Raw genomic sequence first — 17339 nt, forward strand, 5'->3', positions numbered from 1 at the left:
GCTGAGACGGATGAGTACCGAACTTGAGGGCAGGACGGCCGTCGTCACCGGAGCCAGCAAGGGCATCGGACTCGCGGTCACGGAGGCGCTGGCGGGAGCCGGAGCGAGGGTGATCGCCGGTTCCCGCGGCACATCCCAGGGCCTTGACGCCCTGGCGGGGAAGGGGAACGTGACCTGGGTCCCGGTCGACCTCGCCGAACCCGACGCCGCGGCCAGGCTCGTGGAGGCGGCCGGCGAGCGGATCGACATCCTGGTCAACAACGTGGGCGCGGCCCCCGCCCGCACCGGTGGCTTCCTCTCGATCACCGACGAGGACTGGCGGCGCACCGTCGATCTGAACCTCCTCACGGCCGTACGGGTCACCCGAGCGGCCCTGCCGTCGATGCTGGCCGCCCGAGGGGGCTCGGTCGTGACGATCGGCTCGGTCAACGCCACGCTGCCGGACCCCCTGGTCATCGACTACAGCGCGGGCAAGGCCGCCCTCGTCGCCTTCTCCAAGGCGCTGTCCAAGGAGGTCGGCCCGAAGGGCATCCGCGTCAACACGGTGAGCCCGGGTCCGGTGGAGACCGACCTGTGGCTCGGCAGCGGGGGAGTGGCCGAGACGGTCTCGGCCGTCGTCGGGACGACCCCCGGCAACGTGGTCGCCCAGGCCTCCGGCGCGACCGTCACCGGCCGTTTCTCCCAGCCGTCCGAGGTGGCCGAGCTGGTCCTCTTCCTCGCCGGGGACCGCGCGCGCAACATCACCGGCAGCGACTTCGTCATCGACGGCGGCCTCATCCCGACCTGGTGAACCCCGGGTCGCCCGGCGTCAGCGTTCCAGCAGCATCCGCTGGAGTTCCCGGGCCGCCCGGGGCGGTGCCACGTCGCTGCGGTGCGCCAGGGCGATGGTCCGCTCGAGTCCGGGCGGGGCCAGCGGCGTCACCCGCAGCCCCGGCCCGGACCGCGCGGCCACCATGCGCGGTACGACGGCCACGCCGAGGCCCGCCCGGACGAAGCCGAGGACCGCGTCCATCTCACCGCCCTCGACCGCGAAGTCGGGCTCGAAACCCTCGGCGCGGCAGGCGGCCACGGTCAGTTCACGCAGGTCGTAGCCGTGCCGGAACATCACCAGGCGCTCGCCCTCCAGATCGGCGACCCGCACCGTGTTCCGACGGCCGCCACCGCCGGGCGCCGGGGCCTCCGGCGACGACACCACCACGAGGTCCTCGCGCAGCAGTTCCACCGTGGTCAGCGCGGGGGAGGGGGTCGGCAGGGGCAGGACGACCAGCGCGAGGTCGAGGGCGCCGCGCGCGAGTCCCCGTACGAGATCGTGCGAGCCGCCCTCCTCGATCAGCAGCCGGATGCCCGGATAGCGGTCGTGGAAGGCGCGCAGCACGTCGGGCAGCAGACCGGTGCACAGGCTCGGGGTCGCGCCGAGCCGCACCCGGCCGCTGCGCAGCTGGGCCAGCTCCTGCACCTCGTGCCGGGCCGTGTCCGCGTCGGCGAGGATGCGCCGGGCCAGCGGCAGCAGCGCCTCGCCCGCGTCGGTGAGGGTGATGTTCCCGCGCGCCCGCAGGAACAGATCGGCCCCCAGCTCCCGCTCCAGCGCCTTGATCTGCTGGGACAGCGAGGGCTGCGCGACATGCACCAGGTCGGCGGCCCGGGTGAAGTGCCGGGTCTCCGCGACGGCCACGAAGTACTGGAGCTGTTGGAACTGCACGCCCCGACGATAGCTCACGTCTATGGAAACCAGCTGTTCCATGTCTTGGACTGATCGGTTCCCCGCGGCTTACCGTCTCGTCCCATGGCTCTGGCAACGCGGACGGACCGACGGCCGTCCATGGCACGCACCGTGTGGGACAGCTCCGTCGGCAAGAAGACCGTGATGGCCGTCAGCGGCCTCATCATGCTGCTCTACCTGGTCGCCCACATGATCGGGAACCTGAAGATCTACTTCGGCGCGGGCGAGTTCAACCACTACGCGCACTGGCTGCGCACCGTCGGCGAACCCTTCATGCACTACGAGTGGACGCTGTGGATCGTCCGCGCGGTGCTGGTCGTCGCCGTGGTCGCGCACGCCGTGTCCGCGTACCAGCTCAGCCGTCGTGACATCAGGGCGCGGCCCAGCAAGTACGTGCACAAGAAGCGCGGCGCGAGCTACGCCACCCGCACGATGCGCTGGGGCGGGATCATCCTCGGCCTGTTCATCGTCTGGCACCTCCTCGACCTGACCACCGGCACCGTCCACTCCGGCGGCTTCCAGGAGGGCCACCCCTACCAGAACGTCGTGGACACCTTCTCCACCTGGTACGGCAACGTCATCTACATCGTCGCGATGCTCGCGCTCGGCCTGCACATCCGGCACGGCTTCTGGAGCGCAGCCCAGACCCTCGGGGCCGGCAGCCGCACCCGCGACCGCGCCCTGAAGACCGTCGCCAACGTCCTCGCACTGCTGCTCACGGCCGGCTTCGTCGCCGTGCCCGTGGGCGTCATGACCGGAGTGGTGAGCTGAAATGACCGCTGAATACGCCCACTTCACGACCGGGGAACCGGTCGCCGACACCAAGGCACCGGCCGGGCCGGTCGAAGAGCGCTGGGACAGGCGCCGGTTCGAGGCCAAGCTGGTCAACCCGGCCAACCGCCGCAAGCACACCGTGATCGTCGTCGGCACCGGCCTCGCGGGCGGCTCCGCGGGCGCCACCCTCGCCGAACAGGGCTACCACGTCGTCCAGTTCTGCTACCAGGACTCCCCGCGCCGGGCCCACTCCATCGCCGCGCAGGGCGGCATCAACGCCGCGAAGAACTACCGCAACGACGGCGACTCCGTGCACCGCCTCTTCTACGACACCGTCAAGGGCGGCGACTTCAGGGCCCGCGAGTCCAACGTCCGCCGCCTGGCGCAGATCTCGGTCGAGATCATCGACCAGTGCGTCGCCCAGGGCGTGCCGTTCGCGCGCGAGTACGGCGGTCTGCTCGACACCCGCTCCTTCGGCGGCGTCCAGGTCTCCCGCACCTTCTACGCCCGCGGCCAGACCGGCCAGCAACTCCTGCTCGGCGCCTACCAGGCGCTCTCGCGGCAGATCGCCGCCGGGAAGGTCGAGATGCACCCGCGCACCGAGATGCTGGACCTGATCGTCGTCGACGGACGCGCGCGCGGCATCGTCGCCCGCGACCTGATCACCGGGAAGATCGACACCCACTTCGCGGACGCCGTCGTCCTCGCCAGCGGCGGCTACGGCAACGTCTTCTACCTGTCGACGAACGCCATGAACTCCAACGCCACCGCGATCTGGCGGGCCCACCGCCGCGGCGCCTATTTCGCCAACCCCTGCTTCACCCAGATCCACCCCACCTGCATCCCGCGCACCGGCGACCACCAGTCCAAGCTCACGCTGATGAGCGAGTCGCTGCGCAACGACGGCCGCATCTGGGTCCCCAAGGCGCACGGCGACACCCGCCCGCCGAACGAGATCCCCGAGGACGAGCGCGACTACTACCTGGAGCGCATCTACCCGTCCTTCGGCAACCTCGTGCCCCGCGACATCGCCTCCCGCGCCGCCAAGAACGTCTGCGACGAGGGCAGGGGAGTGGGTCCCGGCGGCCAGGGCGTCTACCTCGACTTCGCCGACGCCATCCGGCGGATGGGCCGGGCGGCGGTCGAGGAGAAGTACGGCAACCTCTTCGACATGTACGCCCGGATCACCGCCGAGGACCCGTACACCGTGCCCATGCGGATCTACCCCGCCGTGCACTACACGATGGGCGGACTGTGGGTCGACTACGACCTCCAGACCACCGTCCCCGGCCTGTTCGCCATCGGCGAGGCCAACTTCTCCGACCACGGCGCCAACCGGCTCGGCGCCTCCGCCCTCATGCAGGGCCTCGCCGACGGCTACTTCGTCCTGCCGTCGACGATCAACGACTACCTCGCCCGCAACCCGCACCAGACCGAGGTCACCGACGAACACCCCGCCGTCCAGGAGGTACTGGCGGACACCGAGGACCGGCTGCGGCTCCTGCTCGCCGTCGACGGCGACCGCACCCCCGACTCCTTCCACCGCGAACTCGGCGAACTCATGTGGGAGTTCTGCGGAATGGCCCGCACCGAGAGCGGCCTGCGCAAGGCACTGGAGCGCATCCCGCAGATCCGCGAGGAGTTCTGGCGGCGCATCAAGGTCCCCGGCACCGGCGAGGAGTTCAACCAGTCGCTGGAGAAGGCCAACCGGATCGTCGACTACCTCGAACTCGCCGAGCTGATGTGCCTCGACGCACTGCACCGCGCCGAGTCCTGCGGCGGCCACTTCCGCGAGGAGTCCCAGACCCCGGACGGCGAGGCGGCACGCCGCGACGAGGAGTTCTCGTACGCGGCCGCCTGGGAGTTCACCGAAACCGGTACCGCTCCCGTCCTGCACAAGGAAGACCTGGTCTTCGAGTACGTCCACCCCACCCAGCGGAGCTACGCATGAAGCTCACCCTGCGCGTCTGGCGGCAGAAGAACGCCGACGCCGACGGAGCGATGTCCACGTACGAGGTGGACGGCATCTCGGCCGACATGTCCTTCCTGGAGATGCTCGACACCCTCAACGAAGAGCTCATCCTGGCCGGCGACGACCCCGTCGCCTTCGACCACGACTGCCGCGAGGGCATCTGCGGCGCGTGCAGCCTCGTCATCAACGGCGACGCGCACGGACCCGAGCGCACCACCACCTGCCAGCTGCACATGCGCTCCTTCCGCGACGGCGACACGATCGACGTCGAGCCGTGGCGGGCCGCCGCCTTCCCGGTCGTCAAGGACCTGGTGGTCGACCGCTCCGCCTTCGACCGGATCATCCAGGCCGGCGGTTACATCACCGCCCCGACCGGCGCCGCGCCCGAGGCGCACGCCACCCCCGTCCCCAAGCCCGACGCCGACTTCGCCTTCGAGCACGCCGAGTGCATCGGCTGCGGCGCCTGTGTGGCGGCCTGCCCGAACGGCGCCGCCATGCTGTTCACCTCGGCCAAGATCAACCACTTGAACGTGCTGCCGCAGGGCGCCCCCGAACGCGAGACCCGGGTGCTCGACATGGTGGGGCAGATGGACGAGGAGGGCTTCGGCGGCTGCACCCTCACCGGGGAGTGCGCGACCGCCTGCCCCAAGGGCATCCCGCTGGTCTCCATCACCAGCATGAACAAGGAGTGGCTGCGCGCCACCCGCAGGGCGGGCAGGCGTTAGCCGCAAAGTCGTTCGCCGTACGGTGCGGACGGGCGGGACCGGGAGTGGTGCTCATCCCCGGTCCCGTCTCGCCTTTCCGGGTCACCCCTGTCATTCAGCATTCCCACATCCGCCCTCCTGGCACTGGTCACGCAGGCGCCAACCGGCGTCGGAAGAACAGGAGCGCGCAGTCCGTTCGGATCCGGCCTGCCTCCCCGCGCTCCCGACTCCCCTGGAGCAAGGGGCACCCCTCCGCCGAACCGGCCCGTGACCAGGAGAGTGCCATGACCGGCGTTTCCACCCTCGACACCCCCACCGAACCCGTCGCCCCCACCCGCTACACCGTCACCCTGGCCCGCGACGAGGCCGACGTCCGGGCCGCGCAACGGCTGCGCCACGACGTCTTCGCCGGAGAGATGGGCGCCCTCCTGAACACCCCGCAGCCCGGTCTCGACATCGATGCCTTCGACGCGTACTGCGACCACCTGCTGGTCCGCGACACGCAGAGCGGCCAGGTCGTCGGCACCTACCGGCTGCTGCCGCCCGACCGTGCCGCGGTCGCCGGACGGCTCTACTCGGAGAGCGAGTTCGACCTCGGCCCGCTGGCCGGAATACGCACCGGGCTGGTCGAGGTCGGCCGCTCCTGTGTCCACCCCGACCACCGCGACGGCGCGGTCATCGGCCTGATCTGGGCCGGGATCGCCCGCTACATGGTCGACGGCGGCCACGAATGGCTCGCCGGCTGCTGCTCCGTACCGCTCGCCGACGGCGGCACCCTCGCCGCGGGCACCTGGGACCGCGTACAGGCCAAGCACCTGGCCCCCGAGGAGTTCCGCGTCCGCCCGCTGCTGCCCTGGAGCCCCGAGGGCGTCGCCCGCCCCGCCCGCACCGAACTGCCCCCGCTGCTGCGCGGCTACCTGCGCCTCGGCGCCTGGGTGTGCGGCGAGCCCGCGCACGACACGGACTTCGGGGTCGCCGACCTGTACGTGCTGCTGTCGATGCGCCGGGTCGACCCGCGCTACCTGCGGCACTTCCTCTCGCTCGTTCCCGCCTGATGAGCACGCCCCGCACCGGAGCGCCGCGCCTCCCCGCCCTCCGCCGTCCCCGGTCCGGCGGAGGGCGGGGAACGGCGGTACCCCCCGAAGCCGTCCCCGCGCCCCGACAGTCCGCCGCCGGTCTCGTACCGGCCCGGCAGTTCGCCGCCGATCCCGTACAGCCCCGACCGTCCGTCCTTGGCCCCGTCCAGTCCCAGCACCCCATCGCCGGTCCCGTCCAGTCCCGGCGGCGGGGTGCCGGTCCCGTCCGGGCGGCGAGCGCGTGGCTGCCCACCGCCCCCTGCTCGCCGCGCGACTGCGTGGAGTCGGCGCGGCCCTTGACGGGCGTGCCCCGGGCCGTCCTGCGACTGGTCGCGCTGCTGGCCGTGGTCGTCCTCGGGATCGCCCTGCTCCCGCTGATCGCACGGCTGCCGTACCGGTCACGCCAGAGGTGGATCCGCCGCTGGTGCCTGGCCGTGGTGCACACCGCCGGGGTCCGGACGCGGATCACCGGAGCCGCCCCGCCCGTCGGCGGCCTGCTGATCGTGTCCAACCACATCTCGTGGCTGGACGTCCCGCTGCTCGCCGCCGTCCGCCCGGCACGGATGGTCGCCAAGACCGAGGTGCGCGGCTGGCCCGTGGTGGGCGCGCTGGCCGCCCGCGGCGGCACCCTCTTCATCGACCGCGACCGGCTGCGCGCCCTGCCCGGCACGGTGGACGAGGTCGCCCAGGCCCTGCGCGGCGGCTCGGCCGTCACCGCGTTCCCCGAGGGCAGCACCTGGTGCGGCCGGGCCCGGGGCCGCTATCGCAGGGCCCTCTTCCAGGCCGCGCTGGACGCCGGTGTGCCGGTCCAGCCGGTGCGCATCCGGTACCGGTCCGCCGACGGAGCCGCGAGCACCGCGCCCGCGTTCGTCGGCGAGGACTCGCTGCTCGCCTCGCTGTGGCGCGTGGTCTCGGCACGCGGTCTGACGGCCGAGGTGAGTCTGCGTCCCCCGCTCCCGGCGGGCGGCCACCCCGACCGCCGGTCCCTGGCCGAGGCGGCACAGGGGTACACACACGACCCCGGCTCGTGTTCCGGGGCGCGCCGCTGAGATCCGGGGGCCCGCCACCGGGGTCGTCCGAGCGCGCGGGCGGGACGGCACGAGAGCGCCCGGAGAGAGAAAGGGGTCTTCCCCGCCCGCTCCCGCCCCGGGGGCCCGAAGCCGGGGCACACCGGTGTCCGGGCCTCCTTCAGTCGGTGCGCGTCCGCCCGCGGTACGAGGCGATCGCGGTCAGCGCGAAGATCAGCATCGGGCCCACCGTGATCACCGCGAGCGGCTGAAGCACCGGCGCCAGCCATCCGGGCACGTCCACGAAGAGCGGCAGCAGCATCAGCACCGTCAGAGGGATGAACGCCAGCATCGCGGCGGAGAAACCGGCCGTCAGCGCGCCCCGGCGGGCGGCGCGCCGGTCGATGCGGACGGCGGCCTCGGCATTCGGTGCCCAGTCCGCGCCGCGGAGTTCCTCCCACGCCTCCAGCAGGACCCCGACCTCGTGCCCGACGTTCACGTTCAGGTCGTCGACGAACGGCAGCGGCATCCTGCGGCCGTCCCGGCCGTAGGCGTACACCAGCACCTTGGGCGCGGTGTCCTTCCTCGCCGCGGCCGGGTTCCTCTCGGCCCGGATGTCCTGGATGTCCTCCCAGGCCAGCCGGCGCTGTTTGAACACGCCGTGTACGTGGATCGCGTCGAGGTCCGCCGACGTGGAGGAGCGCAGGGTGGTGTAGAAGAGCCAGCCCATGAACGCCGCCCAGGCGACGAGGAAGGGGTACGTGAACGAGGTGGGCAGGCCGTCGAGATCGAGCAGGCCCTTCGCGACGCCCGCGGTGCCCGTCACGATCACCACAAGGACCGCCCGCCTCCTCGACCGGCTCATCCGGTACTCGCGCGGCAGCCTCTCGAACCCCGTGCTCACTGTTCCTCTCCCCCTGCCCCGACCCTCGGCGCAGCACCATGCTGTCGCCCCGACTTCCTTGTGTCGAGGGGGATATGACGCGTGACACACCCGTTCCCGGAAGGCCGCCGGCCGCCGCGGCACCGCCGGCGCACCCCGCTCCTTTTGGGTACTTCAGGACGGCACGTTCTCCAGGTCCAGGAGCTGTCGCTTGCGCTCCAGGCCCCCGGCATAGCCGGTGAGCGCCCCGCTCGCGCCGATCACACGATGGCAGGGGCGGACGATCAGCAGCGGGTTCGCCCCGATCGCCGTACCGACGGCACGGACCGCGGCCCTGGAGGCGCCGATCCGCGCGGCGACCTCCCCGTAGCTGACCGTGGTGCCGTACGGGACGGTCTCCAGGGCCTTCCAGACGCGCCGCTGGAAATCGCTGCCGCTGGTCACGTACTCGATGTCGAAGGCGGTCAGCCGGCCGTCGAAGTACGAGCGCAGCTGGGAGACGATCTCCCGGAAGGCGTCCGCGTCCTCGTGCCAGCCCTCCTGGACGACCGCGCCGTACTTCTGGTCCGGCACGGACAGCGAGGCGAGCGCGGTACCGCCCCTGGCGGTGGCCGACTCCTCACCCACCAGCAGCAGTCGGCCGAGCGGGCTGTCCATGGTCGTGTAGACCGTCATCGGTCCGGTCCTTTCCGAGGTCTCCGGCGTGTTCACCCTCAACAGTGCGCCCTGCGCGGCCTCCCGTCCGGCGGGATTCGGACAGAGCGCAGGGCGGGCAGCCCGGTGAAAGAGCCGAGCGGGCGGTCCGGAGACACCGCACGGAGGCGTTCTCCCGTCCGCTGAGGTCGCGCCGGGGCCGGTGCGGGCCCACGATCGAAGTCGACCACTCCGTACGGCCCAGGAGCCCCCATGGTCTGGATCCCGCAGATCTCCGACCTCGTCGACCGGCTCGGCGCCGCCGAGCTCGCCGGCGCCCTGCGCGACCCGGCGGCGGCGACCGTGCCCGTCGCCCTCGACGATCCGGAAGCCGGCCGGATCAGCGGTGTCGGGGTGCTGGAGGCCTGGCTGGCCGTGCAGGACACCTGGAGGGCGGAACGGAAGGCGGAGATCGAGGAGGTCGCCACCACCTTCGCCGAAGGGCGGGCCGTGGGGGAATGGGTCGTCCACATGGAGGGTGAGGACGGCGGGCGCGCCGGGCTGCCCGTGGCCGCCGCCGTGGACCTCGCCTCCGCGCTGCCGGTGCGGATCCACCACTCCCGCCTGCCGCTGGGCGGTCGCCACGTCGTACGCCGTCCGATGGTGCCGCCGGACCCGTCGGCGCACGCCTCGGACGTGGTGGGCGCCTACCTGACCGCCCTCGGCGCGGGGGACACCGCGGCCGTCGTCGCCGCCTTCGCTCCGGACGGGTCCTTCCGCGGACCGGCCGCCGACGCGTACCGGCACACCGGGACCAAGGAGCTGACCGAGCTCTTCGACGCCTTCTTCTCCGCGGGCGGCGGCATCCCGCTCACCCTGTGCACCGTGACCGAGGACGGCACCCGCAGCGCCTTCGAGTACGTCGTCGACCGCTGGGGCGGCATCGGACTGCCACCGCAGCCGGGCCTCGCGGTCTGCGCCCGGGGCGGCGATGGCCTGATCGTGTCGGCGCGGGTGTACGACGACGTGGATGCCCCGGTCGGGTAGGGCTGCCGCGCGTCCGCGGCGGGCAGGGATGTGTCCTCGGATCTTCCCGCCCCACCCCGGGATCCGTCCTCGGATCTCCCCGCCCCATCCCACCGGCAGCGAGAGCAGGAGTGAGCATGCAGTATGTGAAGCTCGGTTCGACGGGTCTGGACGTCTCCCGGATCTGCCTCGGCTGCATGAGTTTCGGTCTGCCCGACCGGGGAGTCCACGCGTGGACCCTCGACGAGGAGGCCTCGCGGCCCCTGATCCGCCAGGCCCTGGAGTCCGGGATCACCTTCTTCGACACGGCCAACGTGTACTCGGACGGCACCAGTGAGGAGATCGTCGGACGGGCGCTCGGCGCGTTAGCGCGCCGCGACGAGATCGTCATCGCCAGCAAGGTCAACGGCGCGATGCATGAAGGCCCCAACGGCCGTGGCCTGTCCCGCAAGGCGATCATGACGGAGATCGACAACAGCCTGCGCCGCCTCGGCACCGACTACATCGACCTCTACCAGATCCACCGCTTCGACCACCGCACCCCCGTCGAGGAGACGATGGAGGCCCTGCACGACGTGGTCAAGGCGGGCAAGGCCCGCTACATCGGGGCGAGTTCGATGTACGCGTGGGAGTTCTCCAAGGCCCAGTACACGGCCGCGCTGCACGGCTGGACCCGCTTCGTCTCCATGCAGAACCACTACAACCTCCTCTACCGCGAGGAGGAGCGCGAGATGCTGCCGCTCTGCGCCGACCAGGGCGTCGGGGTCCTGCCGTGGAGCCCGCTCGCCCGCGGCCGGCTCACCCGTGACTGGGACACGTCCACCGAACGCAGCCGTGGCGACACGTTCGGCCGGAAGCTGTACCAGGAAGGCGACCGCGAGATCGCCGACGCGGTCGCACGCATCGCCGCCGAGCGGGGGGTGCCGCGCGCGAGGATCGCGCTCGCCTGGCTGCTGCGGCGCGACGGCGTGACCGCGCCCGTCATCGGCGCCACCAAGGCGGGACACGTCGAGGACGCGGTCGCCTCGCTCGACCTCGAGCTCTCCGACAAGGAGACCGAGGAACTGGAACAGCCGTACACGCCCCGGGCGATCAGCGGTCACTGACGCGTGCGAGCCGCCCCGGCCGGCCCGGCCGGGGCGGGCGGCGGAAGGACGGGAATTCCGTGCGGAAAGGCGCTCGGATGAGCGCGTGAGAGCGCTCCCATTGTGGAGACTTCGGACGGAAGTGCGGGCCGCCGGGTTTCCGAATTTCTTTTGGAGCGGGTCGGCTGACATTTGTTCAATAATCGCGACGGTGTCGCATTAAGAGAAAATCCGGGATCGCTTGTTCCGGCTCACCGCCCTGTGCAAAGGTGGGCGTTGTCGGCGTGCAGACAATGGTTACTTCGCTCTGCGCGCGTGTGGCGCGCCCACTCCCCCCTCGCCCGGAAGGGCTGCCGGAGGTGGTGGTTCGCGACGTCACGCCCAACGGGCAGACCCTCCGGTTCCGACGGGCGGCCTCCATACCCGTTGGTATGGACTATTTGCCGCGCTGCCCTTGGAAGGAAAGCGGACGTGAATGACGGAACGCTGTCTCATTCGTCTGACCCCGACCGCTTGTTCGAGGTGTCGGATGAACGGCTCGCGGCCGAGCTGAAGAGGCAAGGGGGCGTGTCGGCGAACTATCCGGTCGGGGAACTCCTGGACCGCCACTGGGAGGCGGTGTTCTCTTACGCGCGACTGTGCACCGGCGGCGTACGTCCCGCCGGAATGCTCACCACCGCTTCATTCACGCGCCTGTTCGGGGATTCGCTGCACCAGGGCGGGCCGAGCGCCGCCTGGCGGCCCCAGCTGCTCGTCACCGTCCGCCGCCTGGCGGCCGAGTGGCTCACGGACCCGCGGCGCGAACTGCTCGATCCCGCCCTCCTGGCCGAAGCCGACCGGGAGGACCGGGCGGCGGCACGGCTGCTCCCGCCGGAGAACAGGCGTCTCATCTCACGGGCGTTCCAGCGGCTGCCCGAACCGGCCCGCTGCCTGCTCTGGCACGGGGAGGTGGAGGCCGAACGGCCCGAGGTGCCCGCCGCTCTGCTGGGGATCTTCCCCGAGGACGCGGTCATGGAACTGGAGCGGGCCAGGGAACGCCTGCGCGAGGGCTGCCTGGAGATCCACCACGAACTCGCCCCCAGCCAGGAGTGCCGCCGCTACCACCGCATGCTCGACGTCTCGTTCCGGCGCGGCGGCACCGACCTCGACCCCGACCTGCGCGCCCACATGGACGAATGCGGCCACTGCCGGTACGCGGCCGACCAGTTGAGCGTGTTCAACGGCGATCTCTCCGTCCCGCTCGCCGAGGCGGTGCTCGGCTGGGGTGCGGGCGCCTACGCGGCCTCCCGGAAGGAGCGGGCGGCGGCTGCCGCCGCGGCCCGGGAGCCGCAGGGCGACGGGACCGGCCCCGGCAGCGCCTTCGGCGGCGGACCGGCGGACACCGACGGCGGCCCGGCTTTCGCGGGCGGAGCCATGGGGGCCGGTGGAGACCCGGCTTTCGCGGGTGGAGCCACGGGTGCCGACGGCGGCCCGGCTTTCAGGGCCGGTGGAGATCCGGCTTTCGCGGGCGGAGCCACCGGTCCCGGCGGCCCGGCCGCCGAGACCGCCCAGATCGTCGAGTTCCGGCCCGACGCCGACGACGTACGCCCACCGGGTCTCCCCCCGCGCACCTCGGCGGACGGCTTTCAGTACACCGGCACCCCGCCCACGGCCCACGAGGCGACCGCGCCGCAGCCGGCGGTCCCGTCCGGACAGGACGCTCCCGCGCCCGGCGGGGACGACGACCGCTCCACGCGCCGCCGGGGCGCGCCCCGGACCGGCGCCGGAACCCGCGCCGCCCGCCGGGCCGCCGAGCGCAAGGCGTCCCGGCGCGCTCCCGGACGCCGTAACGTCACCCTCGCCGTGCTGACCCTCAGCGCCCTGGTCGCGGTCCCGCTGGTCCTGTGGGCGAGTGACGCGGACCCCGACGGACGGCACGGCACGACCGACGGCGGCCACACCTCCGCGGCACCGAGCCAGGACACGGGCCCGACGTGGGCCCGGAACGGCGAGAAGAAGGACGGCGCCGTGAGCGGCCGGCTGCGCAACGCCGCGACCGGGCTGTGCGTCGGCTTCACCGGAACAGCGCCCGCGAAGGGTGCCGAGGCCCGGCTCGTCCCGTGCTCCTCGGACTCGGCGACGGAATGGTCGTACACGGCGGACGGGCTGCTGCGCGACGCCGCCCACCCGAGCCTGTGCCTCGACTCGCACCTGGGCTACTCGGTCCAACTGGCCGCCTGTACGGGCTCGTCGCAGCCCGGCACCAAGAACGTCCGCTACGACTTCACCCTCCAGGGCATGCTCGTTCCGCGCTGGAACCAGGATCTGGCCCTCACCCCCGCGTCGGACACCGGCGAGTCGGCGCTCGTCCTCAAACCCCGCAAGGACGAACCGGTCCAGCACTGGACGCTCGACACCCCGGCGCCCTCGCTCCAACTGGAAGTCGTCAACTGGGACTCCACGAACGGTGACGCGAAGGGTTCCGGCAGCCGGAGGCCCTCCGCGTCCGCGACGGCACCCACCGCCACCCGGACACCCACCGCGACGGCCACGGCTCCCGGCCGGGGCACCGCGTCCGCGGACCCGTCCGACACCTCCTGCGCCTCCGCGTCCGTCGACTGCCCGGGCGGCGGGTTCGACGGCTCGGCCCGGGACGGCGGATACGGCACGGGATCCGGTTCCGGCGGCTATGGATCCTTCGGCGGAGGGGGCCGTGGCGGCCGTCGGTGACGGCTCCGGCGGCCTCAGGCGTCTCGTGGGTGCTTGAGCCGGCGGTCGGAGCGTCCTGCTCCGGCGGCGTAGGTGAGGCGGTTGGCTTTGGCGTCGAGTGGCGGCTCTGGGCGTCGGCATGTCAGTGGCGCCAGTTATGTTGCCGAGCATGACAAGTTGGATCGGCTGCGGCGTCATGGCGTGGATGGAAGAGAAGCGGTACCGGGAAGACGAAACCGTCCTGGTCTATTTCAAGGGGACCAGTCCGGCCGCCATGGCCGAAGGCCTGTCCGCGCAGCACCGGCCGCCGTTCGCCCACGGCAACGACACGGCAGCCGGCGACTGGGGCGTGATCGTGCACCACATGTTCAACCGCGACGACCACGACGAGATCGACTACCGCGAGCTGTGCCCTCAGGGCGCCGAGCTGATGGTGTTCGTTCCCAACCCGTGCGTTGCCAAGGGTCGCGGACCCAAGGCATACCACTACAAGGACGGCCAGATATCGTCCTGCATCGACTACGAGAATCCCGAGTACGTCGGAGAATACTGGCCCAACGAGATGGCCCCCCTCATCGCGGCGGCCGGGCTGGACCATCAGAACGAGGCCTACGAGGAGCAGTTGACCCAGCTGATCTGTGACCACCTGGGGTTGCCCGCGCTGGATCGCGACACCATCACGGTGGACCGCGACCTGGTGGCCTCCTGTTTCTAGGAGATCTTTGACGGCCGGGGTCGTGGAGACGGGAGGCCGAGCCCGGTTTCGACGATGAGTCCCTCGACGAGGCGGGGCGATACCGCATCCGCTTCAACCGCGTCTTCACCAATGCGGTGAGCTGGTCGAGGCCGTGTTCAGCGAGGTTCGCCGACGACCGTTCCGGGCGCGTCGAGCCACGACTCACCCCTGCCGAAATGCCAAAGCAGCGTAAGGATGACCCCGCCGGCGAACAGCCGTGCCAGACGCCCCGGCATGCCGATCATGCCAGCCGTGAAGAAGGCCGAGATGACAGGACTCCGTCAAGTCGACGGGTGGCCGTCGGGCCCGCCGGCCAGTCCATGTGACCTGTCGGGCCGGCCTGTGGCCGACAACGGTGAGCGGTCGGCTCCCGGACACGGGCTGTAAGCACGGTGGTGCCCGGCTCTCTCGACGCTGGGCGGGATGCTGCTCGCCGCCGTCGTCGTCACGCACCCGGCTCTGCCGCTGGCCGAGTGCCTGCACCAGGCAATCCGTACTGTGCGCGACCTGCACGACGGCGACTGCGATTCGGGCCATCGCGCAAGTCCGACGAGTACCGTCATCGCCGTGCGGACCAAGGCGGATGCCCTGGAATACCTGGTGCCGCATCAGACGACGTTCGCCCTATTGCCGACTGGCGGTGTCGGTTCGTGCTGAGTGGCAGGGTCTACTCGACGTCGACCTGGTGGTCGGCCCAGACGTAGCTTTCGGGCAGCAAGTCCGAGATGAGGACGGTTCGGACACGGTCGTTTTCCCCGACGATGACCTTGATGGCGGGGAAGTAGTCGAGAAGTACCTGACGGCACCGGCCGCACGGGGGAACAACCCCCCGGTCGCGGTCGCCCACAGCGACGATCGTGTCCAGCTCGTAGGCGCCCTGGGCGGCTGCGGCGCCGATGAGGACCAACTCGGCGCAGGGGCCTCCGGTGAAGTGGTAGGCGTTCACCGCGGTGACGATCCGGCCGTCCCGGGCGCGGGCTGCGGCTGCCATGGTGTGGTTGTCGCCCCGGCAGCGAGTGCGGGCGACGTGCGCTGCGGCCTGGATGAGTTCGTGATCGACGGGGTGGGCCTGCGTGGTCATCTTCTCTTCCTTCGTCAGGTGTCAGGCGACGTTGACCCGAGTGACGATGGTGTGCAAGCGAATATCGGCGGTGTGCTTGTTCCGTCAGGTGATGTAGCGGCGGATCATGCTGCCCTGCTCCTTGTGGCTGGTGTGGTCGGTGCCGTCCAGCGCGAAGTAGCGCAGCGCGGTGAACTGGGCCTCGACGCGGTTCAGTCAGGAGCCGTTGGTCGGTGTGTAGGCGAACTCGACGTTGTTGGCCGCGGCCCAGTCGCCAACGCGGGGGTCATTCTTCGTGGTCAGGTGCGGGGCAATGGCGAGAAATGATCTTGCTCGGGCAGCGTCACCGGGCTTGGATTGGGTGTTCTAGTTGGATGAATGATTGGAAGTCATGCGTCTGTCCATGAAGGCCACAGCTGTCGTCGTATCTGCACTTGGGGCGGTGGGTGCCACGATCGGTCCTGCTGGCGCCGCACCTGCGACCGAGGTCGGCCAGAAGACTTCCGTGACCGCAGCCAGTTGTTATGCGTACAACCGGTCCGGATCGACCCTGAACGTGCGGGGCGGAGCCGGCACGAGGTACTCGGTCGTGGGGACTATCGCCGCCAGCGGACGTCTTCCCTGCGGAAGCCTCGGGGAGGGCTCCGCGAACGGTCAGACCTACACGGCTTGCGGCGGAACGTCCAATGACTGGAAGACCGTTCGGATCAACGGCCGCGACGGTTGGGTTGCGGCGGAATGCGTGGCGCTGGGCGCCTGATCCTGTTCCGGGCAGCCGCGGTGCGGTTGTGGTGCGCCACCTGCTCACTGGTCTGGACAAAAAAGGAACCCCCGGGTCGCTGGCCTGGGGGTTCCTGTTGGGCAGGACAAGAATCGAACCCGCGCTCTCAGCTGGGGAAGCTCAGGTGATCTGGCGGGAGTGGTGGAGTTGACCTGCGCTACGGCGGCGCAGGCGCGTTCCGTCTGCGGAGTCGGGATTCGCTGTTCCCCCGTGGCTCCCCACACGATCTGGCACGCGTCCGGCACGGTCAGGGTGCCCGTGAGTCACGTTAGTCTCCGAACATGGCCTTGCGACCTGATGAGTTCTACGACCACGCACGCGCGGCTGCGGACGGTGAGCTTCGGCTTCCGTTGGCGCGGATGACCGGCTGGGAGATAAGTCCGTTCGAACCTGAAGGACTTCGCGTCGCGCCGCTGCGTCCGCCCGCTCTGCCCGAGCCGGAACGACACGGCGAGGACCCGGCGAACTGCGACCCGTGCCGCGCCCGGGACGAAGGCGTCTGGTTCGACGAACGCTGGCGACTGGCCCGGGTCACGGGCGTCGGCGTGCCTCTGGTGCTGATGCTGTTCCCCCGAGAGCACTACGACATGGCGGATCTGCCCGATGAAATGGCCGCCGAACTCGGGGTGCTCACCACGCACATCGTCCGCCATGTGCAGGCACTGGCGCACGTCTCCCGAGCCCACGTCTACCGGATCGGGGACGGAGCCGCGCACCTGCACATCTGGTTCTTCGCCCGGCCCGAGGGGCAGGCCCAGCTGTACGGGTCATGGCTGCCCGTCTGGGACGACCTCCTGCCGGAGTACCCGGCGGACGTAGCCGACGCGGACGCGGTGGCCGTCGCCGACGCACTGGTCACCTCGTACGGAGGCCGTCGCCAGGCCACCGACGAACAGATGCACGCCTGAGCCTTCCGCGCGATCTCACTGGCCGAAGAAGTGAGGGGCCGGGTTTTTGACCTGTGCCCCTCTCATCGGTCAACGCTGCGACCTGCGACTTACCTGTCGACGGTTGTCAGCGTTGGTCGTCGTTGGACGTAGTGGAGCACCCTCGGACGGCCCGGAGACGGCCCCGCGCCAACGAGCGTTCGACCTGGTCGGGGCTCACCGCTCCGGCCCTTGGGCGGGCACGAGAAGCCGAAACCCGCGCGGGTAGGGAATGGCCGAGCGGCGACGGGGACGAGATCTGCATCGC

16 protein-coding genes and 1 pseudogene are annotated in these 17339 nt (G+C 71.1%); 12 read left to right on the forward strand and 5 right to left on the reverse strand.

From position 1 onward, the window contains the following. The first annotated feature begins 10 nt into the window (after positions 1–10). Positions 11–790, forward strand: a complete 780-nt coding sequence (locus ACH4S8_RS01275) for an oxidoreductase (RefSeq protein WP_398389732.1) — start codon at positions 11–13, stop codon at positions 788–790. An 18-nt stretch (positions 791–808) separates the two neighbouring features. On the opposite strand, the gene ACH4S8_RS01280 is transcribed toward ACH4S8_RS01275, so the two are convergent. Then, positions 809–1699 (reverse strand): LysR family transcriptional regulator, encoded by an 891-nt coding sequence (locus ACH4S8_RS01280; RefSeq protein ID WP_398389734.1) that lies wholly within the window; start codon positions 1697–1699, stop codon positions 809–811. A gap of 120 nt (positions 1700–1819) precedes the next feature. Here ACH4S8_RS01280 and ACH4S8_RS01285 point away from each other — a divergent pair, with 120 nt between their 5' ends. The 5 genes from ACH4S8_RS01285 to ACH4S8_RS01305 all read left to right on the forward strand — a co-directional run bounded on the left by ACH4S8_RS01285 (position 1820) and on the right by ACH4S8_RS01305 (position 7295). Beyond that, positions 1820–2491, forward strand: a complete 672-nt coding sequence (locus ACH4S8_RS01285; RefSeq protein WP_398390687.1) for a succinate dehydrogenase — start codon at positions 1820–1822, stop codon at positions 2489–2491. Between the two features lies 1 nt (position 2492). Continuing rightward, positions 2493–4445: a fumarate reductase/succinate dehydrogenase flavoprotein subunit gene (locus ACH4S8_RS01290; RefSeq protein WP_398389735.1), complete on the forward strand. Its 1953-nt coding sequence runs from the start codon at positions 2493–2495 to the stop codon at positions 4443–4445. Then, a complete protein-coding gene (locus ACH4S8_RS01295) occupies positions 4442–5191 on the forward strand; it encodes a succinate dehydrogenase/fumarate reductase iron-sulfur subunit (RefSeq protein ID WP_398389737.1) in 750 nt (249 codons plus the stop codon). Before ACH4S8_RS01290 ends, ACH4S8_RS01295 begins: the two co-directional genes overlap by 4 nt. 263 nt (positions 5192–5454) lie before the next feature. Continuing rightward, positions 5455–6225, forward strand: coding sequence for a GNAT family N-acetyltransferase (locus ACH4S8_RS01300; RefSeq protein ID WP_398389739.1), 771 nt, complete (start codon positions 5455–5457; stop codon positions 6223–6225). Positions 6226–6428: 203 nt separating this feature from the next. After that, positions 6429–7295, forward strand: a complete 867-nt coding sequence (locus ACH4S8_RS01305) for a lysophospholipid acyltransferase family protein (RefSeq protein ID WP_398390689.1) — start codon at positions 6429–6431, stop codon at positions 7293–7295. A gap of 139 nt (positions 7296–7434) precedes the next feature. Here the strand turns inward: ACH4S8_RS01305 and ACH4S8_RS01310 are convergent, their stop codons facing one another. Further along, entirely contained in the window at positions 7435–8157 is a 723-nt protein-coding gene (locus ACH4S8_RS01310) for a PH domain-containing protein (RefSeq protein ID WP_398389741.1), read from the reverse strand. Positions 8158–8310: 153 nt separating this feature from the next. Further along, positions 8311–8811: a methylated-DNA--[protein]-cysteine S-methyltransferase gene (locus tag ACH4S8_RS01315; RefSeq protein ID WP_398389743.1), complete on the reverse strand. Its 501-nt coding sequence runs from the start codon at positions 8809–8811 to the stop codon at positions 8311–8313. 231 nt (positions 8812–9042) lie between these two features. Between ACH4S8_RS01315 and ACH4S8_RS01320 the strand changes: the two genes are divergently transcribed. From ACH4S8_RS01320 to ACH4S8_RS01340, 5 genes are all read left to right on the forward strand, one after another. Next, a complete protein-coding gene (locus ACH4S8_RS01320; RefSeq protein WP_398389745.1) occupies positions 9043–9816 on the forward strand; it encodes a nuclear transport factor 2 family protein in 774 nt (257 codons plus the stop codon). 116 nt (positions 9817–9932) lie between these two features. Next, entirely contained in the window at positions 9933–10901 is a 969-nt protein-coding gene (locus ACH4S8_RS01325) for an aldo/keto reductase (RefSeq protein ID WP_398389746.1), read from the forward strand. Positions 10902–11351: 450 nt separating this feature from the next. Next, positions 11352–13589, forward strand: a complete 2238-nt coding sequence (locus tag ACH4S8_RS01330; protein WP_398389748.1) for a ricin-type beta-trefoil lectin domain protein — start codon at positions 11352–11354, stop codon at positions 13587–13589. 148 nt (positions 13590–13737) lie between these two features. After that, on the forward strand, positions 13738–14283 hold the full coding sequence (locus ACH4S8_RS01335) for a hypothetical protein (RefSeq protein WP_398389750.1): 546 nt from the start codon (positions 13738–13740) through the stop codon (positions 14281–14283). 444 nt (positions 14284–14727) lie between these two features. Next, complete coding sequence (locus tag ACH4S8_RS01340; protein ID WP_398389752.1) at positions 14728–14961, forward strand: hypothetical protein; 234 nt, start codon at positions 14728–14730, stop codon at positions 14959–14961. 10 nt (positions 14962–14971) lie between these two features. Here the strand turns inward: ACH4S8_RS01340 and ACH4S8_RS01345 are convergent, their stop codons facing one another. Together ACH4S8_RS01345 and ACH4S8_RS01350 are read right to left on the reverse strand one after the other, a co-directional pair. Further along, positions 14972–15385 carry a cytidine deaminase gene (locus tag ACH4S8_RS01345; RefSeq protein WP_398389753.1) on the reverse strand — a complete coding sequence of 138 codons (414 nt, stop codon included), beginning with the start codon at positions 15383–15385 and terminating at the stop codon, positions 14972–14974. 21 nt (positions 15386–15406) lie between these two features. Then, positions 15407–15676 (reverse strand): annotated as a pseudogene (locus tag ACH4S8_RS01350) (IS630 family transposase); the annotation flags it as partial. A 750-nt stretch (positions 15677–16426) separates the two neighbouring features. Here ACH4S8_RS01350 and ACH4S8_RS01355 point away from each other — a divergent pair. Then, complete coding sequence (locus ACH4S8_RS01355) at positions 16427–17053, forward strand: hypothetical protein (protein WP_398389754.1); 627 nt, start codon at positions 16427–16429, stop codon at positions 17051–17053. Positions 17054–17339: the final 286 nt, after the last annotated feature.

The sequence above is a fragment of the Streptomyces sp. NPDC021080 genome (assembly GCF_044333225.1).
Classification (GTDB): Bacteria; Actinomycetota; Actinomycetes; order Streptomycetales; family Streptomycetaceae; genus Streptomyces.